Annotated in this window: 19 protein-coding genes; all 19 read left to right on the forward strand. The window is 64.6% G+C overall.

The genetic code is table 11. The features are described 5' to 3' along the window. The first annotated feature begins 44 nt into the window (after positions 1-44). The 19 genes from LGR44_RS18095 to ettA all read left to right on the forward strand — a co-directional run bounded on the left by LGR44_RS18095 (position 45) and on the right by ettA (position 23,180). Complete coding sequence (locus LGR44_RS18095; protein ID WP_226742116.1) at positions 45-1,292, forward strand: extracellular solute-binding protein; 1,248 nt, start codon at positions 45-47, stop codon at positions 1,290-1,292. Positions 1,293-1,352: 60 nt separating this feature from the next. Next, positions 1,353-2,285 (forward strand): carbohydrate ABC transporter permease, encoded by a 933-nt coding sequence (locus LGR44_RS18100; protein ID WP_226742117.1) that lies wholly within the window; start codon positions 1,353-1,355, stop codon positions 2,283-2,285. Next, positions 2,282-3,136 carry a carbohydrate ABC transporter permease gene (locus tag LGR44_RS18105; protein WP_226742118.1) on the forward strand — a complete coding sequence of 285 codons (855 nt, stop codon included), beginning with the start codon at positions 2,282-2,284 and terminating at the stop codon, positions 3,134-3,136. The genes LGR44_RS18100 and LGR44_RS18105 overlap by 4 nt, the downstream gene beginning before the upstream one ends. Before the next feature lie 9 nt (positions 3,137-3,145). Further along, a complete protein-coding gene (locus LGR44_RS18110; protein WP_226742119.1) occupies positions 3,146-3,880 on the forward strand; it encodes an N-acetylmannosamine-6-phosphate 2-epimerase in 735 nt (244 codons plus the stop codon). 1 nt (position 3,881) lies between these two features. After that, a complete protein-coding gene (locus LGR44_RS18115; RefSeq protein WP_226742120.1) occupies positions 3,882-4,952 on the forward strand; it encodes an ABC transporter ATP-binding protein in 1,071 nt (356 codons plus the stop codon). Positions 4,953-5,064: 112 nt separating this feature from the next. Continuing rightward, the gene (msrP, locus tag LGR44_RS18120) at positions 5,065-6,036 is read left to right on the forward strand and encodes a protein-methionine-sulfoxide reductase catalytic subunit MsrP (protein WP_226742121.1); all 972 of its coding nucleotides are present in this window, start codon (positions 5,065-5,067) and stop codon (positions 6,034-6,036) included. Continuing rightward, a complete protein-coding gene (msrQ, locus tag LGR44_RS18125; protein WP_226742122.1) occupies positions 6,036-6,680 on the forward strand; it encodes a protein-methionine-sulfoxide reductase heme-binding subunit MsrQ in 645 nt (214 codons plus the stop codon). The genes msrP and msrQ overlap by 1 nt, the downstream gene beginning before the upstream one ends. A gap of 70 nt (positions 6,681-6,750) precedes the next feature. Further along, entirely contained in the window at positions 6,751-7,560 is an 810-nt protein-coding gene (gene modA / locus LGR44_RS18130; RefSeq protein ID WP_404809950.1) for a molybdate ABC transporter substrate-binding protein, read from the forward strand. Next, on the forward strand, positions 7,557-8,255 hold the full coding sequence (gene modB, locus LGR44_RS18135) for a molybdate ABC transporter permease subunit (protein ID WP_226742123.1): 699 nt from the start codon (positions 7,557-7,559) through the stop codon (positions 8,253-8,255). Before modA ends, modB begins: the two co-directional genes overlap by 4 nt. Beyond that, on the forward strand, positions 8,252-9,358 hold the full coding sequence (gene modC, locus LGR44_RS18140; RefSeq protein ID WP_226742124.1) for a molybdenum ABC transporter ATP-binding protein: 1,107 nt from the start codon (positions 8,252-8,254) through the stop codon (positions 9,356-9,358). The genes modB and modC overlap by 4 nt, the downstream gene beginning before the upstream one ends. 78 nt (positions 9,359-9,436) lie before the next feature. Then, the gene (locus tag LGR44_RS18145; RefSeq protein ID WP_226742125.1) at positions 9,437-10,702 is read left to right on the forward strand and encodes an aminopeptidase; all 1,266 of its coding nucleotides are present in this window, start codon (positions 9,437-9,439) and stop codon (positions 10,700-10,702) included. Positions 10,703-10,877: 175 nt separating this feature from the next. Then, on the forward strand, positions 10,878-12,761 hold the full coding sequence (locus LGR44_RS18150) for an ABC transporter ATP-binding protein (RefSeq protein WP_226742126.1): 1,884 nt from the start codon (positions 10,878-10,880) through the stop codon (positions 12,759-12,761). A 24-nt stretch (positions 12,762-12,785) separates the two neighbouring features. Continuing rightward, positions 12,786-14,312, forward strand: a complete 1,527-nt coding sequence (locus LGR44_RS18155) for an ABC transporter substrate-binding protein (RefSeq protein ID WP_226742127.1) — start codon at positions 12,786-12,788, stop codon at positions 14,310-14,312. Between the two features lie 105 nt (positions 14,313-14,417). Continuing rightward, positions 14,418-15,341: an ABC transporter permease gene (locus tag LGR44_RS18160; RefSeq protein ID WP_226742128.1), complete on the forward strand. Its 924-nt coding sequence runs from the start codon at positions 14,418-14,420 to the stop codon at positions 15,339-15,341. Positions 15,342-15,345: 4 nt separating this feature from the next. Next, positions 15,346-16,203, forward strand: coding sequence for an ABC transporter permease (locus LGR44_RS18165; RefSeq protein WP_226742129.1), 858 nt, complete (start codon positions 15,346-15,348; stop codon positions 16,201-16,203). Continuing rightward, positions 16,200-17,972 carry a M14 family zinc carboxypeptidase gene (locus tag LGR44_RS18170; RefSeq protein WP_226742130.1) on the forward strand — a complete coding sequence of 591 codons (1,773 nt, stop codon included), beginning with the start codon at positions 16,200-16,202 and terminating at the stop codon, positions 17,970-17,972. The genes LGR44_RS18165 and LGR44_RS18170 overlap by 4 nt, the downstream gene beginning before the upstream one ends. 103 nt (positions 17,973-18,075) lie before the next feature. After that, on the forward strand, positions 18,076-20,019 hold the full coding sequence (locus tag LGR44_RS18175) for a mechanosensitive ion channel family protein (protein ID WP_226742131.1): 1,944 nt from the start codon (positions 18,076-18,078) through the stop codon (positions 20,017-20,019). Between the two features lie 79 nt (positions 20,020-20,098). Next, on the forward strand, positions 20,099-21,442 hold the full coding sequence (locus tag LGR44_RS18180; protein WP_226742132.1) for an erythromycin esterase family protein: 1,344 nt from the start codon (positions 20,099-20,101) through the stop codon (positions 21,440-21,442). Positions 21,443-21,527: 85 nt separating this feature from the next. Beyond that, positions 21,528-23,180, forward strand: coding sequence for an energy-dependent translational throttle protein EttA (ettA, locus tag LGR44_RS18185; RefSeq protein WP_226742133.1), 1,653 nt, complete (start codon positions 21,528-21,530; stop codon positions 23,178-23,180). The last annotated feature ends 8 nt before the right edge of the window (positions 23,181-23,188 follow it).

Genomic DNA, 23,188 nt, shown 5'->3' on the forward strand with positions numbered 1-23,188 from the left:
CTTTGCGGAGGGAGGACGAGACTTCAATGAAGAGGGAACTCAAGATGAAACTGACAAGACGACTTCTGCTCGGTGTGGCCGCAGGCGGCTATCTGCTCTCGGCGGGCGCCGCCATGGCCAAGACGGAGCTGACCTTCTGGAGCTGGCGGCAGGAAGACAAGGCTTTCTACAACGACATCATCAAGAAATTCCAGGAGAAGGAACCCGATATCTCGGTGAAGTTCGAGACCTTCGCTCCTGAGAACTATCAGACGATCCTCTCCACGGCGCTCGCCGCCGGACGCGGACCGGACGTGATCCAGGTTCGCGCCTACGGCAACCTGGAGACGATTGCGGCTCCGGGCTACCTGCTCGCCCTCGACAAGCAGACCGTTCCGGAACTGGCGAACTTCCCGGATGCGGCGCTCGCCGCCGAGACGCTGCGCGCGGACGGCAAGGTCTATGCGGTGCCTTTCGCCACCCAGACGATGCTGGTGATCTACAACAACAAGATCTTCAAGGATGCGGGCGTCCAGCCGCCCCAGACCTGGGACGAGATGATGAAGCTCGCCCAGACCCTCAAATCCAAGAACATCACCCCGTTTGCGAACGGCACGTCTACGGCGTGGCAGAACGAGACCATCGTTGCTGCACTGCTCTCCTCCATGCTCGGCAAGCAGTTCGAGGAGGACATCGTTTCCGGCAAGGCCAACTTCACCGATCCGCGTTTCGTCAACGCGTTGGCCAAGCTCAAGGATATCAGCCAGTATTTCGCGCCGAACTTCACAGGCGTCGATTACGCCTCCTCGCAGCAGCTCTTCGTGGCCGGCCGCGCGGCCATGTTCGCGGGCGGTTCCTTCGAGGTGGCGAATTTCAAGAAGCAGAACCCGACCCTCGAACTCGGCGTGTTCGCCTCTCCGGTGGAAAAGCCCAGCGACGAGCGCTTGGTGGCCCGCTACTATGACGGCGGCTATGCCGTGAATGCGAAGACGGACAAGAAGGATGCCGCGATCAAGTTCGTGCGCTTCCTCGCCACCCCCGAATACGGCACGCTCTTCACCAACGAGTTGAAGAACCTGTCCCCGATCAAGGGCATCAAGATCGAGGACCCGTTGACTCAAGGCATCGCGAAGCTGGCGGAAGGGGCCATGTCCTATCTGATGCTCGTGCGCTTCCGCTATCAGGAGCCGAGCGGTTCGGTTCTCCTGCAGTCCAACGTGCAGAAGATGCTCGCCGGTCAGCAGACGCCCGAACAGGCTGCCGCCGAGATCAACAAGGGCATCGCGACCTACTACAAGCCGTTCCAGAAGTAAGGCTTCGACAAGGGAGCGGCGGGCGATGAAGCCCGCCGCTCTTTCCATGAGAGTTTTCCCATGCCCGTCTCTCCCAAGCAGGCCCGGACCCTGAAGCATCGCAGCTGGGTGGCATTCCTCATCGTGCCGCCTGTGGTCTTCATGTCGCTCTTCGTGGTCTATCCCATCCTGTCGGCTTTCGCCTATGCCTTCTACGAGTGGCAGGGACTGGCGCGCGGCGAGTTCGTCGGACTGGAGAACTTCAGGGAGGTCCTCTTCGGGCCCACAATGGCGCCGGTCGTGTGGAACGCCTTCCTGCACAACGTCTATGCCCTCGTCGCGCTGATGATCATCCAGAACGGCGGCGGGTTCCTCCTCGCCTGGCTTCTCTACAAGGAGCCGTTCGGTTTCCGCTTCCACCGCCTGGCGGTCTTCGTGCCCGTCGTGCTTTCGACCATCATCGTCGGGTTTCTCTGGAAGCTTTTTCTCAATCCGAATTTCGGCATCGTGAACCAGGCGCTTTATGCGCTGGGCCTCGATTCCTGGGCCAAGCCCTGGCTCGGCGATTCCTCGACCGCGCTGGGCGCGCTGATCCTGGCCAATGCCTGGCATTTCATAGGCTTTCCGACGCTCGTCTATCTCGCGGGCATGCAGCGCATTCCCTCCGAGATCATCGAGGCCGCACGTCTCGACGGCACCAACGAATGGCAGTTGCTCACGAACGTGATCTGGCCGCTCGTCGCGCCGAGCACCACCATCCTCTTCACCCTGCTCTTCATCGGGGCCTTCAACTGGTTCGAGATCCCGTACGTCATGGCCGGCCTCGACGGCTCGCCCTTCGGTTCGACCGACGTGTTGGGCCTCGTGTTCTACCGAACCGCCTTCGGCAATCAGAGCGCCAGCATCCAGAATTTCGGCCAAGGCTCCGCGCTCGCCACGGTGATCTTCCTCTTCATCGTGGTCTTCGCCTCGATGCTCACGCTTTGGCTGCGCCGCCGGGAGATCCAGTTTTGACCACCAAGGCCATGTATTCCCCGGCTCCGCCGAGGCCCATCTCGTTCGCGTTCCTGGCTCAGATCATTCTGATCATGAACTCGTTCATCATGCTCTACCCGGTCGTGGTCATGGTCTTCTCGGCCTTCAAGTCCACGGGCGAGATCTTCGAACATCCCTTCGCGCTGCCCGATTTCACGCAGGTTCAGAATTTCACGCGGGTTCTCGGCGAAACGTCCATGCCGACCTACTTCGTGAACTCCATCATCGTGACCGGAACCTCGATCGTTCTGATCCTCGTTCTCGGCACCATGGCGGGCTATGCGGTAGCCCGCTACGAGTCGCGCACCAACACCTTCATCCTGCTGTTCTTCCTGGCAGGCCTGATGTTGCCCTTGAAGCTCGCGGTGATCCCGCTCTTCATCCTGCTGCGCGACCTGAATCTCCTCGACAGCCGCTGGAGCCTGATCGTCACCTATACCGCCATCGGCCTTCCGTCGGCGGTGTTCATCATGGCCGGCTTCCTGCGCTCGCTTCCGTCCGAACTCGAGGATGCCGCCCGCATCGACGGGGCATCGGAGCCGCGCATCATGTGGTCGGTCATGCTGCCCCTGGCCCGCCCGCCCATGGCGATTGCGGCTATCCAGAATGCGGTGCCGATCTGGAACGACTTCTTCTTCCCGCTCGTGTTCATTCAGACGGACGACTACAAGACCCTGCCGCAGGGGCTTACCACCTTCATGGGCGAGTACACCACGGATTGGGGCATGCTGTTCGCCGGCCTCACCATCGCGGCCGCTCCCATCACGCTCCTCTACATCGCCCTGTCCCGTCAGTTCATCCAGGGTATGACCGCCGGCGCGGTCAAGTAGGAGACGAACGTGCTGATTCCGAAAGGTGCGCTCGTCGTTTCGTGTCAGGCCCGCGCCGACAACCCGCTTCATGGGCCTGTTCACATGGCCGCCATGGCCCGTGCGGCGGAGGCCGGCGGCGCAAGGGCCATCCGCGCCAACGGACCCGACGACGTGGCGGCGATCCGTGCCGTGACGCGGCTGCCGATCATCGGAATCTCGAAGGTCTGGGATGATCGTTATCCGGTCTACATCACGCCGGATTTCGAGAATGCGGCCGCGGTCGCCCGGGCTGGCGCCGACGTCATCGGCATCGATGCCACGCCGCGTCCGCGCAACGGCGAGTCTGTCGAGCGCCTGATCGCGCGGATTCGCGGCGAACTCGGCAGAGAGGTTTTCGCCGACATCGCAACGCTGGAAGAGGGGCGGGCGGCTCATGCCTATGGGGCAACCTACGTCGCCACGACTCTGTCCGGCTATACGGACGAGACCATCGAGAGAAGGGCCGCAGGTCCGGATCTGGACCTCCTGTCGGCCCTTGTCGGCGCTGTGCCGGTCCCGGTGATCGCAGAGGGGCGCTTCGACACGCCCGATCTGGTCACGGCCGCCTTCGAGCGTGGGGCTCATGCGGTGGTGGTCGGAACCGCGATCACCAATCCGCGCGAGATCACCAGGAAATTCGCCCAGGCCGCCGAGTTCTGGGCAGACAACGGAACATCGGCACCTCCCGGAGGGAGAGCCCATCTGTCACAGGACGGAGTTTGAGATGGCGAATGTATCGATCCGCGATGTGCGCAAGTCCTTCGGGCCCGTCTCGATCATCAAGGGAGTGGATGTCGATATTCAGGATGGCGAGTTCGTCATCCTGGTCGGTCCGTCCGGCTGCGGGAAGTCGACGCTCCTGCGCATGATCGCAGGCCTCGAGGACATCACGGACGGCGAGATCCGTATCGGCTCGCGAGTGGTCAACGACATTCCGCCGAAGGACCGGGACATCGCCATGGTGTTCCAGAGCTACGCCCTCTATCCGCACATGACCGTGGCCGAGAACATGGCGTTCTCGCTCAGGCTCAAGGGCGTGCCCAAGGCCGAGCAGGGCAAGCGGGTGCAGGAAGCGGCCGCATCGCTCGGTCTGACGCAGCTTCTGGACCGCTATCCGCGCCAGCTCTCGGGCGGCCAGCGCCAGCGCGTCGCCATGGGCCGCGCCATCGTGCGCGATCCTCAGGTCTTCCTGTTCGACGAGCCCCTCTCCAACCTCGATGCCAAGCTGCGCGTGGCCATGAGAGCCGAGATCAAGGAACTGCATCAGCGCCTGAAGACCACGACGGTCTATGTGACGCACGACCAGATCGAGGCCATGACCATGGCCGACAAGATCGTGGTGATGCATGACGGCATCGTCGAGCAGGTCGGCGCGCCGCTGGAGCTCTACGACCGCCCGGCGAACCGTTTCGTGGCCGGCTTCATCGGCTCCCCGGCCATGAACTTCATCGACGGGCGCCTGGAGAAGGCGGGTTTCACCTTGGCGAGTGGCGCGGTCCTGTCCTTGGGCGCCCAGCCTCCCGTGCCGGTGGGGGCCAAGCTGACCTACGGCATCCGGCCCGAGCACCTTCAGGTCATGTCCCCCGGTGAGCCCGATTCCATTCCTGCAACGGTCGCCGTCGTCGAGCCGACCGGGTCCGATACGACCCTGATGGTCAAGGTCGAGGGCGGCAGCCTCACCGTCCTGCTGCGGGAGCGATGCTCTCTGAAGCCTGGCGAGGCCATCGCCCTCCGGCCCGTTTCGCACCAGTCGCACCTCTTCGACGAGAGGGGGCGGCGCATCGCCTCCGTCTGACAGGGACGGCCGAGCGGCTTACCTTGGGGAGCGTCCGATTGGCGGATATTTTGGGAGATTATAACACGAACGTGAGAGCACACCGCGCCCTTGGAGGTGTACCCATTCCAGAATGGATTTCAGACGAGGTGCTACCGTGTTGATCCGACGCCCTGCCGACATTCTTCCATCCGAGATCACCCCTCGGGAGGTCTATCTCAACCGGCGGCAATGGATGACCGCCGCCGCCGGCCTCGCCCTGGCCGCGGGTCTGCCCGGTTCCCTCGGGGCTGCGCCGCTTCCGGCCGCCAAGAGCCCTCTTTCCGCGACCGACGAGAAGCTGACGAGTCGCGAGGACATCACGACCTACAACAACTTCTACGAGTTCGGCACGGACAAGGCTTCGCCCGCCGCCAAGGCCCACACGCTCAGGACATCGCCATGGACGGTCAAGGTCGATGGGCTGGTCGCCAAGCCCGCAGACTATGCCTTGGAGGACCTGCTCAAGCCCGTGACGCTCGAGGAGCGCATCTATCGCATGCGCTGCGTGGAGGGCTGGTCCATGGTGATCCCGTGGGTCGGCTTTCCGCTGGCGGATCTCATCAGACGGGTGGAGCCGCTGGGCAGCGCCAAGTATGTGGCTTTCGAAACGGCCTATCGGCCCGACGAGATGCCCGGCACGGACACGTTCTTCCCCGTACTCGACTGGCCCTACGTGGAGGGGCTGCGGATGGACGAGGCGATGCACCCTCTCACCATCCTGGCCGTCGGCCTTTACGGCGAAACCCTGCCCAACCAGAACGGCGCGCCCATCCGGCTCGTGGTGCCGTGGAAATACGGATTCAAGGGCATCAAGTCGATTGTGCGCATCAGCTTCGTCGAGAAGCAGCCGGAAACCTCCTGGAACAAGCAGGCGCCCGACGAGTACGGGTTCTATGCCAACGTCAACCCGAGCGTGGACCATCCCCGCTGGAGTCAGGCGACCGAGCGGCGGATCGGGGAGGGCGGTCTTTTCGCGAAGAGGCGGCCGACCCTGCTGTTCAACGGCTATGCCGACCAAGTGGCGCAGCTTTACGCCGGCATGGACCTGAAGAAGTTCTATTGATGGCCGGAAGAACGACAGTACACGGGGCGAAGCGGGGCTTCGCTGTGCCCCAGATTCCCAAGATCGCCGTCTATATCGTCGGCTTCGTCCCGGCGGTGTGGTTGTTCTATGAGGGCGTCAACGATCGGCTCGGCGCCGATCCGATGCGCTATCTGGAGCAGGCCCTCGGCCTATGGGCCCTGCGCTTCCTCATCGCCAGCCTCGCCGTCACGCCGTTGCGGCAGGTCCTCAACATCAACCTGCTGCGCTATCGCCGGGCGCTGGGTTTGCTCGCCTTCTACTATGCCGCCCTGCATCTTCTGACCTATCTGGTTCTCGATCAGGGGCTCGATGCCGCGGCGATCTGGGCCGACATCGTGAAGCGTCCCTACATCACGATCGGAATGGCCACTTTCGTCATTCTCATCCCTCTGGCGCTCACGTCCAACAACGCCGCCATCAAGCGTCTCGGCGGACAGGCCTGGGCGCGGCTGCACCGCCTGGTCTACTTGGCGGCCATCGGCGCGGTGCTGCATTACCTCCTCGTCGTGAAGTCCTGGCCGCCGGAACCCCTGGTCTACACGGCGATCGTTGTGGCGCTGTTGGGCTACCGCCTCGTGCGCTCCGTCGGCAGGCGCGCCTCTCCGAAACGACGTCCCGCTTGAAGCCGGGGCCGGCTCCGGTAGGATGCCGGCTTGGCCGATCCGATCCGAGCCTCGCCAAGCTGGAGTGAATATGCATCGAGCGCATCACACCTGGGCCCTTGCGATCTGGGCGCTCGTGTTCGCGATGGTGCTTGGACCGGGCTCCCTCGATCTGCGGGCCGAATCCCGTCCCGTTCTCGTCTTCGCCGCCGCAAGCCTGAGGAACGCCCTGGACGATATCGGGGCTGCCTGGATGCGCGAAACCGGCAAGAAGGTCGTGATCTCCTACGCGGCCAGCAATGCCCTGGCGAGGCAGATCGACGCCGGCGCTCCTGCCGACATCTTCTTCCCGGCCGATCTGGACTGGATGGATTACGCCGCCTCCCGGAACCTCATCCGGAACGAGACGCGGGTGAACCTGCTCGGCAATGCGCTCGTTCTCGTTGCCCCCAAGGGCTCGTCCCTGGATCTCGCCGTTCGACATGGCCTGGACCTCTCCAAGGCGCTCGGCACGGGCAGGCTCGCCATGGGCAATGTCGAGGCCGTCCCCGCCGGGAAGTATGGCAGAGCCGCCCTGGAAGCCTTCGGGGCCTGGGCCGCCGTGAAGGACAAGCTGGTTCAGACCGAAAGCGTGCGTGCAGCGCTCCTTCTCGTCTCCCGCGAGGAGGTGCCGCTCGGGATCGTCTATCGCACCGATGCGGCGTCCGACCCGAATGTCAGGGTCGTCGACACCTTTCCGGATGGCGCTCACCCTCCGATCATCTATCCGGTTGCTCTGACACGGGCATCGAACAATCCCGATGCAGGCGCCTTTCTGGATTTCCTTCGCTCGGACGAGGCGAAATCCCTGTTCGAGCGTCACGGATTCACCGTCATCGACAAAATGGCGTCCGCCTCGTGAGCGACTGGCTGTCTCCCGAGGAATGGACGGCGGTGAGGCTCAGCCTCAAGGTTGCTCTGACGGCCATGGCCGCAAGCGTGGTGCCCGGGATCGCCGTGGCGCTGCTTCTGGAGCGGGGTCGCTTCTGGGGGCGGCAGGCGCTCGATGTGCTCGTGCATCTGCCCCTGGTTCTGCCCCCGGTCGTCGTCGGCTATGCCCTCCTGCTTGGTTTCGGGCGACGAGGGCCGATCGGAGCGTTCTTGGCCGATCACCTCGGGATCGTGCTTTCCTTTCGCTGGACCGGCGCCGCGCTGGCCTGCGCGGTCATGGGCTTTCCTCTCCTCGTCCGCGCCGTTCGCCTGTCCATCGAGGCGGTGGACCGGAAGCTCGAGGATGCGGCGGGAACGCTGGGGGCTCATCCTGTGTGGGTGTTCCTCGTCGTGACCCTGCCGTTGATCCTTCCCGGCATCCTGGCCGGCATGGTCCTTTCCTTCGCCAAGGCCATGGGAGAGTTCGGAGCGACCATCACCTTCGTCTCCAACATACCCGGAGAGACACAGACGATCCCTTCCGCCATCTACACCCTGACGCAGGTGCCCGGAGGCGAGGGGGGCGCATTGCGGCTGACCCTCGTCTCTGTCGCGATTTCGGTCGGTGCGCTCTGGGTATCGGAATGGATGGCGCGGCGGGTGCGGCGGAGGCTTCTTGCCCGATGAGTCTGGACGTCGACATCCGCCATCGGCAGGGCGCCTTCACGCTTCAGGCATGCTTCCGTTCCGAGGGGCGCCTGACCGCTCTGTTCGGCCAGTCCGGCTCGGGCAAGACGACCCTGGTCAACACCATCGGCGGTCTCGTCCGTCCCTCCGAGGGACGGATCGTCGTGAATGGGCGCGTGCTCGTCGATACCCGTGTCGGAACCTTCGTGCCCAAGCACCGGCGTCGGGTCGGCTATGTCTTCCAGGAGGGGCGGCTCTTTCCCCACCTGAACGTGCGTCAGAACCTGCTGTTCGGGCGCTGGTTCACCCCGCGGGCCGAGCGGCGGGCGAGTTTCGACGGGATCGTAGGGCTGCTCGGCATAGGGCATCTGCTGACCCGCCAGCCCTCGACCCTCTCGGGAGGCGAAAAGCAGCGGGTCGCCATCGGGCGGGCGCTCCTGACCGATCCTCAGCTTCTCCTCATGGACGAACCGCTGGCCTCCCTCGACGAGGCGCGAAAGGCGGAGATCTATCCCTATATCGAGCGGCTTCGCGACGAGGGCGACGTGCCCATCGTGCTGGTCAGCCATTCCGTCTCGGAGATCGCGCGGCTTGCCACATCCATCGTCGTTCTCTCGGACGGACGGGTGAAGGCCTCCGGGCCTGCGGCGGATATTCTGACCCATGCCAGCCTCTTCCCGCACGCGGAGCGGTTGGAGGTTGGGGCTCTGATCGACACGCATGTGCTCCGGCACGAGGATGTCTATGATCTGACGACGCTTCAGGCCAAGGCCGGCATCCTGACCGTGCCCCGGCTCGACCTCCCGGTCGGCGCGCCTCTGCGGGTTCGGCTTAGGGCCCGCGACATCATGCTCTCCCTGAAGGCCCCGGAGGGCCTGAGCGCCTTGAACGTCTTGCCTGGAACGATCTTCGGAATCGACGCGCCCGACGGTGCCGGCGTCGACGTTGCAGTCGACTGTGCCGGGGACAGGCTTGTGGCCCGGCTGACGCGGAAGTCCGTCGAGGGTCTCGGCCTTGCGCCCGGTCTTCCCGTTCATGCCGTCATCAAGAGCATCGCCTTCGATCCGGAGGTTCTCGTCCAAGCGCCCAGGAACGGGGGATGAGACAGCGTTCACAAGGCTTGCGCGCCCTGTCGGGGTGTGTAGCTTGACCCTCCACCTCTTCATCCGAAAGGCAGGATCATGAACGACCAATTCCGGAATCCGTCCGAGACCACGTCCCATGCGACTCTTCTCGACCGTCTGGCCGAGGTTGCCGTACGCGTCGGACTCGGGCTGAAGCCGGGGCAGGAGGTCGTCATAACGGCGCCGCTCGACGCCGTTCCCCTGACGCGGCGCATCACGGAGCATGCCTACAGGGCGGGAGCCTCCCTCGTCACCACGATGTTCTCCGACGAGGAGGCCACCCTGATGCGCTTCCGCCATGGGCGGGACGAGGGCTTCGATACCGCCGCAGCGTGGCTGTACGAGGGCATGGCGACGGCCTACAGGAACGGGGCCGCCCGTCTCGCCATCGTCGGTGAGGATCCGTCCCTCCTCGCCAAGGAGGACCCGGAAAAGGTCTCCCGCGCCAACCGCGCGCGCTCCAAGGCCTATATGCCTGCGCTCAACCTGATCGCCGGCTTCGACACAAACTGGACCATCGTCTCCGCCGCAACACCGGCCTGGGCGAAGGCCGTCTTCCCGAACGATCCCGAGGATGTCGCCGTCGCCAAGCTCTGGAGCGCCATCTTCTCCGCCTCGCGGGCCGATACGCCGGACCCCATCGCGAACTGGGCCGAGCACAACGCGAACCTCCAGGCCCGCACGCGCATGCTGAACGAGAAGAACTACGCCGCTCTCCACTTCCGCGGCCCGGGCACCGACCTGCGTGTCGGCCTTGCGGACGGGCATGAGTGGAACGGCGGCTCGACCAAGGCCAAGAACGGCGTTGTCTGTAATGCGAACATCCCGACCGAGGAGGTTTTCACGACGCCCCACAGGGACCGGGTGGAAGGCTACGTGACCAGCACCAAGCCGCTGTCGTACCAGGGAACCCTGATCCAGGACATTCAGGTCACCTTCGAGAGCGGACGGATCGTCGAGAGCCGCGCACGCACCGGCGAGGCCGTGCTCAACAAGGTTCTGGACACCGACGAGGGCGCGCGTCACCTCGGCGAGGTGGCGCTGGTTCCCTATTCCTCGCCGATCTCGCAGAGCGGCCTTCTGTTCTACAACACGCTCTTCGACGAGAACGCTTCCAGCCACATCGCCCTGGGACAGGCCTACAGCAAGTGCATCCGGGACGGCGGCTCGATGAGCGAGGAGGAACTCGCCGCCCGTGGGTCGAACCGCAGCCTGATCCATATCGACTGGATGATCGGGTCCGATCAAGTGGATGTGGATGGTGTTACGGCAAACGGGCAGGCGGAGCCGCTCATGCGCAAAGGTGAGTGGGTAACTCCATAGCGACAGGGTGCGGCAGACGACAGCATTGCTGCTTGGGCCGCATCTCTCTAATGCATTAACAACATATGAACGGGGCTTGACCTGAGCCCCGTCAAGCTGTGTTTTGTGACAGGTATTAAAGAGGTTTCGTTCTGACATTGCGTCAGGCGGTCACCTCATCATGAGTTATTGATTGATGTCCGACAACAAAGCCAAGCCCGACTCGGCCAGCGCGCCCCTTTTGTCCGTCCGCTCGCTGTCCGTCGAGTTCGGGACAGGCGGAGGTGCCTTCCGGGCGGTCAAGGACGTCAGCTTCGACGTGCAGCCAGGCCGGACGCTGGCGGTCGTCGGCGAGTCCGGTTCGGGAAAATCCGTGACGTCGCTCGCGATCATGCGCCTCACCGACTACACGGGCGGGCGCATTGTCGGCGGTGAGGTCCTGTTCCGCCCCGATGGGACCGAGGCGCTGAATCTGGTCGAGGCGTCCGATGCGAAGCTCCGGGAAATCCGCGGCAACGACATCGCCATGATCTTCCAGGAGCCGATGACGTCGCTCAATCCTGTCTTCACCATCGGCAATCAGATCGCGGAGACGCTCACTCTCCACGAGGGGCTGAACACCCGAGATGCCCGCACGCGGGCGAAGGAATTGCTGCAGAAGGTACGGCTTCCGGACGCGGAGAAGCTCCTCGACCGCTACCCGCACCAACTCTCCGGCGGGATGCGCCAGCGCGTGATGATCGCGATGGCGCTCGCCTGCAACCCGAAGCTCCTCATCGCCGACGAGCCTACGACCGCCCTCGACGTGACGATCCAGGCGCAGATCCTGAACATCGTGCGCGACCTGCAGCAGGAGATGGGGACCGCCGTCATCTTCATTACCCACGACATGGGCGTGGTCGCCGAGATGGCCGACGACGTGGTGGTGATGTGGAAAGGCGAAAAGGTCGAACAGGGGCCGGTGCGGGAGATCTTCGCGGCGCCGAAGCACCCCTATACGCGTGCGCTGCTCTCCGCCGTGCCGCGCTTGGGAAGCCTCACGGGCCAGCCGCTCCCGAAGCGCACCCCCGTCATCGTCATGGATGGCGGCGAGCCGAAGCAGGTCGGCGAGACGCACATCCAGAATACGGCAGACTACACGAAGCCCATTCTCCAGGTGGGCAAGCTGACGACCCGTTTCGACGTCGGCAAGACCTTCTTCGGTCGGGTGACCCACCGGGTGCACGCGGTCGAGGAGGTGAGCTTCGACATCTATCCCGGCGAAACCCTTGCTCTGGTGGGTGAATCCGGCAGTGGAAAATCCACCATCGGGCGCACGCTGCAGCAGCTTGTGGAGCCGACCGGCGGCACGGTGCGCTTCAACGGGCGCGACATGGCGGCCATGAGCCAGGCGGATCGCCGCCGTCTGCGGCAGGAGATCCAGTACATCTTCCAGGATCCCTTCGCCTCGCTCGATCCGCGCCATACGGTCGGCTACAGCATCGCGGAGCCGATCATCGTCCACGGCCTGATCAGGGATCGCAAGGCGATCGACCGGCGCGTGCAGGAATTGCTGGAGCAGGTCGGCCTGCAGCCCCAGCATGCCAAGCGCTACCCGCATGAATTCTCGGGCGGTCAGCGCCAGCGCGTCTGCATCGCCCGCGCGCTCGCGAGTGATCCCAAGCTGATCATCGCCGACGAATCCGTCTCCGCGCTCGACGTGTCGATCCAGGCGCAGATCGTCAATCTGCTCATGGAGCTGCAGGAGCGCAGGCATCTGTCCTATCTCTTCATCACCCACGACATGGCCGTGGTGGAGAAGATCAGTCATCGCGTCGCGGTCATGTATCTCGGCCAGATCGTCGAGATCGGCACGCGGCAGGCGGTGTTCGAGAACCCGCAGCATTCCTACACCCGCAAGCTGCTTTCGGCCGTTCCGATCGCCGATCCGGAGCGCGAGCGCGCGCAGACCCGGATCGAGGGCGAAATCCCGAGCCCGGTGCGGCCGGTCGGACAGGAGCCGGCGATTCACCAGATGCGGGAGGTCGAGCCCGGCCATTGGGTCGCCATCGAGCCCGAACGGCTCCGCGGCGCCGCATAGACTCTACTCAGAGGGAGATTACAGATGAGACTTTCACGAACCTTGAAGGCCTTGGGCCTCACGGTTGCGACAGCCTTGGCGCCGCTGATGGCGTCGGGTGCTCAGGCGGCCGGAACCATGACCGTTGCCGTCGCCATCGATCCCGGCAGCTGGGACCCCATTGACACCTTCCTGGTCGACTGGTCCTCGGCCGCCAATAACATCTATGACGGCCTGACCGCGCGCGGCGCCGACATGAAGCTGAAGCCCGGCCTCGCGACCAGCTGGGAATTCCTCGACAACAACAGCCGCATCCGCTTCAAGCTGCGCGAGAACGTGAAGTTCCACAACGGTGAGCCCTTCAATGCTCAGGCCGTGAAGTTCACCTTCGATCGCCTGCTCGGCGCCGAGGGCAAGAAGGGTCCGCAGCAGTCGAACTACAACACCATCGACCATGTCGAGGTGGTCGACGACCACACGGTCGATTTCGTCATGAAGCAGCCCGATCCGGTTCTGCTGACGAAGCTCGCCGGCTATGGCGCCATGATCGTCCCGCCCAAATACATCCAGGAGAAGGGCGACGATCACTTCAACACCCATCCCGTCGGCACAGGCCCGTTCAAGTTCGTCGAGTACAACCCGAAAGTCAGCCTGACCCTCGAGGCCAATCCCGAGCACTGGGGCGGCGCGCCCAAGCTCGACAAGGTGGTGACGCGTTTCATCTCCGAGGCCAACACGCAGGTTGCCGAGCTCCAGGCCGGCCGCATCGACGTGGCGACGCTGATCCCGTTCGGCCTCGCGCCGACCGTCGAGAAGAGCCCGAACCTCGATCTCATCAGCATCACCGGCCCGACGGTGGTCTCGCTGCGCCTGAACACCAAGGAAGGCATCACGAAGGACCAGAACGTCCGCAAGGCGCTGATCATGGGCATCGACCGCGATGCGATCATCAAGGCCGTGCTCCTCGGCCATGCCAAGCCCATCGCGAGCTTCCAGTCCGAACTGTCCTTCGGCCACGATCCGAACCTGAAGCCGCTGCCCTTCGACCTCGCCAAGGCGAAGCAGATGCTGCAGCAGGCCAAGGTGCCGGCGGGCGCTCCGGTGAAGATCGACTTCCGCGGCAACGACGCCACCTTCCGCGAGGTGGCGCAGGCCGCCGCAGGCTTCCTGCAGGCCCTGGGCCTGAAGCCGTCGCTGCAGCCCTACGAGCCGCCGGTCCTGCTCAACGACATCATCCCGAACGGCAAGACCGGAGAGGCCTGGCACCAGGCCTGGGGCGGCTGGACGTTCGACTACGACAACACCGCTTACCTGATGTACCACACGGGCGAGAAGTGGAACCCGTACGACAATGATCCCAAGCTCAACGAGATGCTCGAGAAGCAGCGCACGATCTACGACGTGAAGGAGCGTGAGAACCTTCTGCAGGAAATCGCCCGCTATGTGGCCGACAAGGCGCTCGAAATCCCGCTCTACAACCAGAACACGATCTATGGCGTGAACAAGCGGGTCAAGAACTTCGATGCTCCGGCGGATCGTCGCTTCCGCTTCACGGAAACGAGCGTCGACTAATCTGCGTTTCCGGGTGCTTTCGCCGAGAGAGCGCCCGGGGCCGATACTTTCAGAAAGGCCCCGCGAAAGCGGGGCCGTTTTTCCAAGACCAGGAAGGTTCACCGCATGGCGGGCTTCATCCTCAAACGACTGCTGCAGGCCATATTCGTGGTCCTGGCCGTCACCTTGATCGTCTCGTTCGCGGTCAGGCTGTCGGGAGATCCCGCCATCATGCTCATGGGCGGCGGCGGCAACGTCACCGAGGAGGATCTGCAGAACATCCGGCAGGCTCTGGGCCTGGAACGCCCCTTCTTCGTCCAGTATTTCAGCTTCCTGCAAGGGATCTTCGTGGGAGATTTCGGGCGCAGCTTCATGGGGGGGACGCCCGTCTCCACGCTGATCGCGCAGGCCCTTCCCTCGACGCTTCTCCTCGCCTTCACCTCGCTTCTGGTGTCGATTGCCCTGTCGGTTCCGCTCGGCGTCTATGCGGCGGTCAATCGCGGCCGCTGGCCGGATCAGCTGATCCGCATCCTGTCCCTCGTGGGCCTGTCCTTCCCGAATTTCTGGCTCGCCATCATGATGGTGCTCTTGTTCTCCATCGTGCTCGGCATTCTGCCGCCGAGCGGCATGGAGGGGCCCGAGAGCTTCATCATGCCGGCCCTGACCATGGCGATCATTCTCACGGCCACCAACGTCCGCCTCGTGCGCACCTCCATGCTGGAAACGCTGTCGCAGCAATACATCATGGTGGCCCGCTCCAAGGGTCTGGCGGATCGCGTCGTCCTCTACAAGCACGCCCTGCGCAACTCCGCGATTCCGCTCGTGACCTATATCGGCCTGCAGTTCGGCGGCCTGATCGGCGGCATCGTGATCGTGGAGCGCGTGTTCAACTGGCCCGGCATGGGCACGCTGGCCTTCGACGCGATCTCGGGCCGCGACTATCCGGTGCTGCAGGGCACCATCACGGTGCTCGCCCTGTTCATCGTTCTCATCAACCTTCTGGTCGACATCGCCTACGGGCTGATCGACCCGCGCATCCGGACGGAGTGATCCCATGGCAGGAGCTCAGGCCGTATCCCCGAACCGCCGGCGTTTCCGCTCGCTGGAATTCGCCCTCGGCATCACTCTCACAGGCGGCATGTGCCTGGCGGTCCTGTTCTCCGGCTTCCTGTTTCCGGATGGCGGCGAGAGCATGGACCTGATGGCCCGCCTGATCCCGCCCTTCCAGGATCCGGCGCACATCCTCGGCACCGATCCGCTGGGGCGGGACGTGCTGGCGCGCGTCATCGTCGGCGGCAAGATCTCCCTGACGGTGGGCATTCTGTCGGTGCTCGGGGCGGTGGTGCTCGGCACGCTCGTCGGCCTCGTGGCGGGCTATTACCGCGGCATCGCCGAGGTGCTGCTGATGCGCTTCGCCGACATCCAGCTCGCCCTGCCGTTCATCCTGATCGCCATCATGTTCCTGGCCATTCTCGGAACCGGCGTCGACAAGGTGATCTTCTTCATGATCGTCGCGCAATGGGTGCAGTATGCCCGTCTGGTGCGCGGCTCCGTCCTGGCCCTGCGGGACCGGGAGTTCATCCTGTCGGCCCGTGCCATCGGCGTCGGCAACGGACGCATCATCTTCACCCATATCCTGCCCAACGTGCTCGGCCCCATCGTCATTCTCATGACGCTGAACGTCGCCAACAACATCCTGCTCGAGAGCAGCCTCACCTTCCTCGGGCTTGGCGTCGATCCGCTGATCCCGAGCTGGGGCGGCATGCTGGCCGACGGGCGCACCTACCTGCAGTCGGCCTGGTGGGTCAGCGTCTTCCCGGGCCTCGCCATCATGTTCACCGTGCTCGGCCTCAACCTCCTGGGCGATTGGCTGCGCGACCTCTTGGATCCGACAGGACAGACAGGAAAATGACGATTCTACTCAATGAGCGGGTCCCCCGTACCCTCGACACTCTCCTGCGCGAGTGGACCGGTGAAACCCGCCGCGGGGCTCGTCTCGAGGCCTGGCTCTTCGAGGATGAGCCCGCGCGCCGCGAGGCGGAGCGGACTCTCGCGGAGGCGGGCATTTCGGCGCGGCTGCACAGTGCCTACAAGCCTCTCGTTCATGCCTTCCTCGAAGACATCGACATGGCGGACCTGAAGCGGGTCGCCGTCTGCTATCCCGTGCACGAGGAGGCGGATCCCATGCGCTTCCTGTCGGAGGCCTATCCGCTCGCCGCCCTGCTCGACGGCGTCGAAACCGTCTTCGAGCCCGGCGAGGCCGACCTGACCTACCGGGTGCGCGTGGAATACACCGATGGGCGTGCGGCGGAGCACGAGGTGTTCGCTCCGAACCGCCTGCGCACGAACCATCTCGAACAGGTCGACCTGACGCCGACAGGCTGGCTCAAGGTCACGGGGCTTCCCGGAAATGCGCCCGACATCGACCGGGCGCTCGAAACGGAGATCGAAATCGTCTTCCGGAAAGTCATGGAAGCGGTCGCAGCCCATGAATGGCCTGCGGCGGAGCCCTATGCGGAGACCCTTGCGATCGATGTGACGATCCCCGGGATCGAAAGATCCCTGGGCTACGACGACGAGGTGATGAGCACCCGTGAGGCGCTGCACGAGGATTTCTATTTCTCGCTGCTCGAGTTCTTCAAGCACAGGTCGGGCCGCCCCCCGGAGGATCGCGGGTTGCAGCCGGGCCAGATCGTGCCCGACATCCGCGAAGGGGACGGGGACGCGCATGTGCGCGTGGAACTGCGCTCCTTCGGCGCTCCCGAGGATCCGCACCGGGCGGAACAGGACCTCGACGCTGCGGATGCGGCCCCCGGATTGGCGCAGATCCACCGGGAGCTGGCGGAACTTCCGGGCGAGACGTTCGAAGGCCTGTCCCGCGAAGGGCGGCCGGTGCGTGGCCTCTACCGGTCGGGCTCGCGTCCGGCGGTGCTCGTCACCGGCGGCCAGCACGCCAACGAGACCTCGGCGCCGGTAGGCGCCCTGAGGGCGGCCAGGCACCTGCTTGCCGATCCCGAGGCGAACATCGCCCTCATCCCCGTGGAGAACCCGGACGGCTACGCGCTGCATGGTCGTCTCTGCGAGGGCAATCCGCGCCACATGCACCATGCGGCGCGCTACACTTCCCTCGGCAACGATCTGGAATACGACCGGGGCAGCCCGACCTACGAGAAGGGGGCGCGGATCCAGGCGCTGCAGATGTCGGGCGCGCAGCTCCACGTCAATCTGCACGGCTATCCGGCCCATGAATGGACGCGGCCCTTCACCGGCTATCTGCCGCGCGGGTTCGAACTCTGGTCGATCCCGAAGGGCTTCTTCCTGGTCATGCGGCACAAGCCCTCCTGGGCGGAGCAGGCGCGCAGGCTGGTCGAGGCCGTGACGAAGCGCCTTTCGGCCGTTCCGGGCCTGCCCGAGTTCAACCGGCGCCAGATCGAGATCTGTGCGATCCATTCCGGCGGGACGCCTTACGAGATCATCAACGACGTGCCGTGCCTGCTGACGGCCGACGAGCGCTATCCGACGCCGCTCACGCTGATCACGGAGTTTCCGGACGAGACGATCTACGGCGAGCCCTACCGCTTCGCCCATACGGTGCAGATGACCACCGTTCTGGCCGCCGAGGAGGCATTTGCCGCCATGATGGCGGACATGGCGGAAGATCTGGCGGTAGCGTCCGTTTAAGGCTTTCCTGGCCTTAGCGTTGCGTCAATCCATCCTGTCGTATCTCATGAGGGAGCCGTCCGGGCATTCGGCGCCCGGGCGGCTGCACGCGAGGGATCGGATCATGTTGCGGGTTGGCTCTATCGGCGCATCGGCGGGTGCCTTTCCGGCGCTCACCGGGACGGCGCTGGCCCAGGAGGATGCCGCCGCCCTCGTTGCCGCCTCCGAACGGGCGGCGGAGCGAATGGCCGCCCATGCCGAGGCGGTGGGCACAGGAATCGGAGCTATTCCGGAGGCGCTGGGCCAGATGCTTGCCTGGCTGGCGAGCGGCCGCTCCATGCCTCAGTCGCTCCTGCTCTTGCTTGCCGCCATGGCTGCGGCCGTTCTGGCAGGGTACCTGCTGGAAGGGATTGTCCGGCGGTCCTGGCACTTCGCTCTCACGCACAGGGCCGGGGCCTTGCTCGCCGCGCTCCTGTTCCCTCTGCCGACGCTGATCGTCCTCGCGTTCAAGGGATCTCCGATCCGGTCCGCAGCGCTCGCCCTCAGCCTCGCCTGGGGCTTCATGCATGTGGTGGATACATTCCTGCGGCTGCTTGCCGGCCGGGATCGGGAAGAGACGATCCGCAAGCCGCTGCACCGCATTCGTTCGGGGCTCGGCATCCTCGCGTTCGGTTACGTTTTCCTCGGTCTGTTGAGGCTCGCCGGCGTCGAGGCGGAGCCTCGGCTCGCCCTCGCGACCCTGCTTTGGCTCGGCTTTCTCGGCGCGGGTTTCGGCGCCCTCGGCGCCTTTCGGAGCGCTCTTCCGCAGGACTGGGGAAGGCCCTACGAAGCGGGAGACGTGATCGTCCGGTATATCAGGCCCCACTGGTATGGCGTCTCCGTTCTCATGCTGAGCCTGACCGGCGTCGTGACGGTGGTGGCATCCGTTCATCATCAGGGTGCGGCATTCTCGAAGGGGGCCGCGAGCGTTCTGCTTCTTGGCATCGTTCTCGCCTTTCTGTTCGCGAAGCCTTCCGTCGCGGCGGAGGAGGTGAAGGCGTGGCGGTTGGCGCTGCGGCGCAGTGCCCGTCTCGCGGCTTTCGCCGGCTACGGGATCGGCTTCGCCCTGATCTGGAACATCAATCCGTTGGCTCTGGCGACGGATCGACTGGGCGAGCCTTTCGCCCGGGCCGTCATCGATATCGGCATCGCCTGCGCGCTTGCGCTCATGCTGTGGGAACTCGCCCGCACGGCCTTGGATTCCTACGCCCCTGCCGCTCATGCGGACATCACCCGCTCCGACGATCAAGGGCACATCCTGGCGGCGACGCGCCTGCAGACCTTTCTGCCGCTCCTGCGGGCGGCGACGGCGATCTTCATCTTTTCGGTCGCCGGCATGGTGATCCTGATGGCGATGGGGATCAACATCGCGCCCATGCTCGCCGGAGCGGGCGTGCTGGGCATCGCCATCGGCTTCGGGTCGCAGACCCTGGTGAAGGACGTGATCTCCGGATTGTTCTTCCTGGCGGACGACGCCTTTCGGCTCGGTGAGTTCGTCGAGATCGGCAATGCCAAGGGCACCGTCGAGAAAATGTCGATCCGTTCCCTGCGGCTGAGGCATCCGCGCGGTCAGCTCTATACGGTGCCGTTCGGCGAAATCCGCCAGATCACCAATTTCAGCCGCGACTACACCATCGTGAAGATCGAATTCACGATCGCGTTCGACACCGATCTCGTCAAAGCGAAGAAGATCGTGAAGCAGATCGCCGCCGAGCTGGACGGGGACGAGGAGTTCGGCTCCCATCTGCTCCAGCCGCTGAAGTTCCAGGGCGTCCGACGCATGGAGCAGTACGGCATCGTCGTCGGAGTCAAGTTCACGGCCAAGCCCGGCGAGCAATGGGGGCTGCAGCGTGAGGTGTACCAGCGCGTTCGCGACGCCTTCGCTCGTGAGGGAATTCAGTTCGCCCGTCCTCAGGTCATCGTCCAAATGCCGCCGGGCGTCGAGCATCCGGAGGCGGCAAGAGCCGCCGCGCTGACCGCGCTGGAGAGCATGTCGAAAACGGACGAGCCGCAAGCCAGGGCATCCTGATCACCCGGAACAGGACAACCTCCCCATCGTTAGTGGAGCACCGCAGAAGCGTTGTCTCTGGGCTTCACGAGGTGTTGCGATGGCCGGATTGTCATGGAAGCAGAAAGAGAACGAGGCGGGCATCCGTGAGGCTGTCGAGGTCGTGCGCGAGCATGGCGAGACATTGCCTCCGATTTCGGATGCAACCGCGTTCGGTTCCATGTTCGACCGCTTTTCCGACGCCAAGGTCGTTCTGCTCGGCGAGGCGACCCACGGCACGTCGGAATTCTACAGGGCGCGGGCCGCGATCACCCGGCGCCTGATCGAGGAGCACGGCTTCAACATCGTGGCCGTCGAGGCCGATTGGCCGGACGCCGCCAGGATCGACGCCTATGTGCGGCATCGCAAGGTTCCGGACACGGACGATGCCGCTTTCGAGCGTTTTCCCACCTGGATGTGGCGCAATGACGAGGTGGCGGATTTCGTCAACTGGATGCGCGACCACAACCGTGACCGGCCGGAGGCTGAGCGCGCCGAGTTCCGGGGCCTCGACGTCTACAGCCTGCACTCGTCCATTCAGTCGGTGCTGAAATATCTGGAGAAGGTGGATCCCGAGGGTGTCGATGAGGCCCGGGGACGATATGGCTGCCTCAGCCCCTGGCAGTCGGATCCCGCCCTCTACGGGCGAGCCGTCCTCACGGGCCGCAAACGGCCCTGCGACCAGACCTTGCTCGACCAGCTCCAATCCATGCTCGACCGGAGGCTGGAATACCTGAAGGCCGATGGCGGCGAGGCATTCTTCGACGCGGTGCAGAACGCTAAGATCGTCCATGCGGCGGAGCATTACTACCGCATCATGTACGAGGGCTCGACGGAGTCCTGGAACCTGCGCGACCGGCACATGTTCGATACGCTCCAGAGCCTCCTGGCCCGGCGCGAGAACGCCAAGGCGGTGATCTGGGCGCACAACTCCCATATCGGCAACGCCTCGGCGACGGCCATGGGCTGGCAGGGGGAGTTCAATATTGGTGAGCTCTGCCGCACGGCCTATCGCGGCGAGGCGGTGCTGATCGGGTTCGGCACCGACCGCGGCACGGTCGCCGCCGCCAGCGACTGGGACGGCCCCATGGAGGTCAAGGACGTCCGGCCGGCGAGGCCCGACAGCCACGAGCGGATCTTCCGCGATGCCGGGCTCGGCTGTTTCCTGACCGACTGGCGGGAAAACGGACAGCAGGATCTGAAGGAAGCCTTGTCGCGGCCACGCCTGGAACGGGCCATCGGGGTGATCTACCGGCCCGAGACCGAGCTCTACAGCCACTATTTCGAGGCCGTCATGGCCGAGCAGTTCGATGCCTTCGTGTGGTTCGACGAGACCAGGGCCGTGACGCCGCTCACCCATGCCCACGGGAAGGGAATGCCGGAGACCTATCCCTTCGGTCTCTGATCCCAAACCCTTGCCGGTCTTGGCTCCCCCTGCTAACTGACGCGCAATCCATTCATCGCGTTCACCATTCAGCAGGGTTTTTGCCGTGTCCCGTCAGTTCATCTACCACATGCGTGGTCTCACCAAGACCTACCCGAACGGCAAGAAGGTCTTGGACAACATCCACCTGTCCTTCTACCCGGACGCCAAGATCGGCGTGCTCGGCGTCAACGGCGCCGGTAAGTCGACCCTGCTCCGGATCATGGCCGGCATCGACAAGGACTGGAACGGCGAAGGTTGGGTGGCCGAAGGCGCGCGGGTGGGCTATCTGCCGCAGGAGCCGCAGCTCGACCCGACCAAGAACGTCCGCGAGAACGTGATGGAGGGCGTGGCCGCCAAGAAGGCGATCCTCGACCGCTACAACGAGCTCGCCATGAACTACTCCGAGGAGACGGCGGACGAGATGACCCGCCTCCAGGACGAGATCGAGGCGAAGGGCCTGTGGGACCTGGATTCCCAGGTGGATCAGGCCATGGACGCCCTGCGCTGCCCGCCGGACGACTGGTCCGTGGACAAGCTCTCGGGCGGCGAGCGCCGTCGCGTGGCGCTGTGCAAGCTCCTCCTGGAGCAGCCGGAACTGCTCCTCCTCGACGAGCCCACCAACCACCTGGACGCCGAGACCACCGCCTGGCTCGAAGGCCATCTGCGGACCTATCCGGGCGCCATCCTGATCGTCACCCACGACCGCTACTTCCTCGACAACGTGACCGGCTGGATCCTCGAGCTCGACCGCGGCCGGGGCATCCCCTACGAGGGCAATTACTCGTCCTGGCTGGAACAGAAGCAGAAGCGCCTGGCCCAGGAAGGCCGCGAGGAAGAGGCGCGCCAGCGCACCATCGAGCGCGAGCGCGAATGGGTCTCGGCCTCGCCCAAGGCCCGTCAGGCCAAGTCCAAGGCCCGTATCCAGCGCTACGAGGATCTCGTCGCCAAGGCGGCCGAGAAGGGGCCGACCACGGCGCAGATCATCATTCCCATCGCCGAGCGCCTGGGCAACAACGTCATCGAGTTCGACAACCTCAAGAAGGCCTTCGGCGACAAGCTGCTCATCGACGGCCTGTCCTTCAAGCTGCCTCCGGGCGGCATCGTGGGCGTCATCGGCCCGAACGGCGCCGGCAAGACCACCCTGTTCCGCATGATCACGGGGCAGGAGCAGCCGGACGAGGGCTCGATCCAGATCGGCGAGAGCGTCAAGCTCGGCTACGTCGACCAGAGCCGCGATTCGCTCGATGCCAACAAGACCCTCTACGAGGAGATCTCCGGCGGCAACGAGGTGCTCTATCTCGGCAAGCGCGAGATCAATGCCCGCGCCTATTGCTCCGCCTTCAACTTCAAGGGGTCGGACCAGCAGAAGAAGGTGGGCGTGCTCTCGGGCGGCGAGCGCAACCGCGTGCATCTCGCCAAGATCCTGAAGTCGGGCTCGAACGTCCTGCTTCTCGACGAGCCGACCAACGACCTCGACGTCGACACCCTGCGCGCCCTCGAAGAGGCGCTGGAGGATTATGCGGGCTGCGCCGTGATCATCAGCCACGATCGCTGGTTCCTGGACCGCATCGCCACCCACATCCTCGCCTTCGAGGGCGACAGCCACGTGGAGTGGTTCGAGGGCAACTTCGCCGATTACGAGGAGGACAAGAAGCGCCGCCTCGGTACGGATTCCACGATTCCGCACCGGATCAAGTACAAGAAGTTCGCGCGGTAGTTCGCAGC

The organism is Microvirga lenta (genome assembly GCF_020532555.1).
Classification (GTDB): Bacteria; Pseudomonadota; Alphaproteobacteria; order Rhizobiales; family Beijerinckiaceae; genus Microvirga; species Microvirga lenta.

Bases quoted from the DNA above. Each gene is read 5' to 3' on its own strand.
- LGR44_RS18095 (WP_226742116.1), top strand. From the start codon at position 45: ATGAAACTGACAAGACGACTTCTGCTCGGTGTGGCCGCAGGCGGCTAT.
- LGR44_RS18100 (WP_226742117.1), top strand. From the start codon at position 1,353: ATGCCCGTCTCTCCCAAGCAGGCCCGGACCCTGAAGCATCGCAGCTGG.
- LGR44_RS18115 (WP_226742120.1), top strand. From the start codon at position 3,882: ATGGCGAATGTATCGATCCGCGATGTGCGCAAGTCCTTCGGGCCCGTC.
- msrP (WP_226742121.1), top strand. From the start codon at position 5,065: ATGGATTTCAGACGAGGTGCTACCGTGTTGATCCGACGCCCTGCCGAC.
- msrQ (WP_226742122.1), top strand. From the start codon at position 6,036: ATGGCCGGAAGAACGACAGTACACGGGGCGAAGCGGGGCTTCGCTGTG.
- modA (WP_404809950.1), top strand. From the start codon at position 6,751: ATGCATCGAGCGCATCACACCTGGGCCCTTGCGATCTGGGCGCTCGTG.
- modC (WP_226742124.1), top strand. From the start codon at position 8,252: ATGAGTCTGGACGTCGACATCCGCCATCGGCAGGGCGCCTTCACGCTT.
- LGR44_RS18145 (WP_226742125.1), top strand. From the start codon at position 9,437: ATGAACGACCAATTCCGGAATCCGTCCGAGACCACGTCCCATGCGACT.
- LGR44_RS18150 (WP_226742126.1), top strand. From the start codon at position 10,878: ATGTCCGACAACAAAGCCAAGCCCGACTCGGCCAGCGCGCCCCTTTTG.
- LGR44_RS18155 (WP_226742127.1), top strand. From the start codon at position 12,786: ATGAGACTTTCACGAACCTTGAAGGCCTTGGGCCTCACGGTTGCGACA.
- LGR44_RS18160 (WP_226742128.1), top strand. From the start codon at position 14,418: ATGGCGGGCTTCATCCTCAAACGACTGCTGCAGGCCATATTCGTGGTC.
- LGR44_RS18165 (WP_226742129.1), top strand. From the start codon at position 15,346: ATGGCAGGAGCTCAGGCCGTATCCCCGAACCGCCGGCGTTTCCGCTCG.
- LGR44_RS18170 (WP_226742130.1), top strand. From the start codon at position 16,200: ATGACGATTCTACTCAATGAGCGGGTCCCCCGTACCCTCGACACTCTC.
- LGR44_RS18175 (WP_226742131.1), top strand. From the start codon at position 18,076: ATGTTGCGGGTTGGCTCTATCGGCGCATCGGCGGGTGCCTTTCCGGCG.
- LGR44_RS18180 (WP_226742132.1), top strand. From the start codon at position 20,099: ATGGCCGGATTGTCATGGAAGCAGAAAGAGAACGAGGCGGGCATCCGT.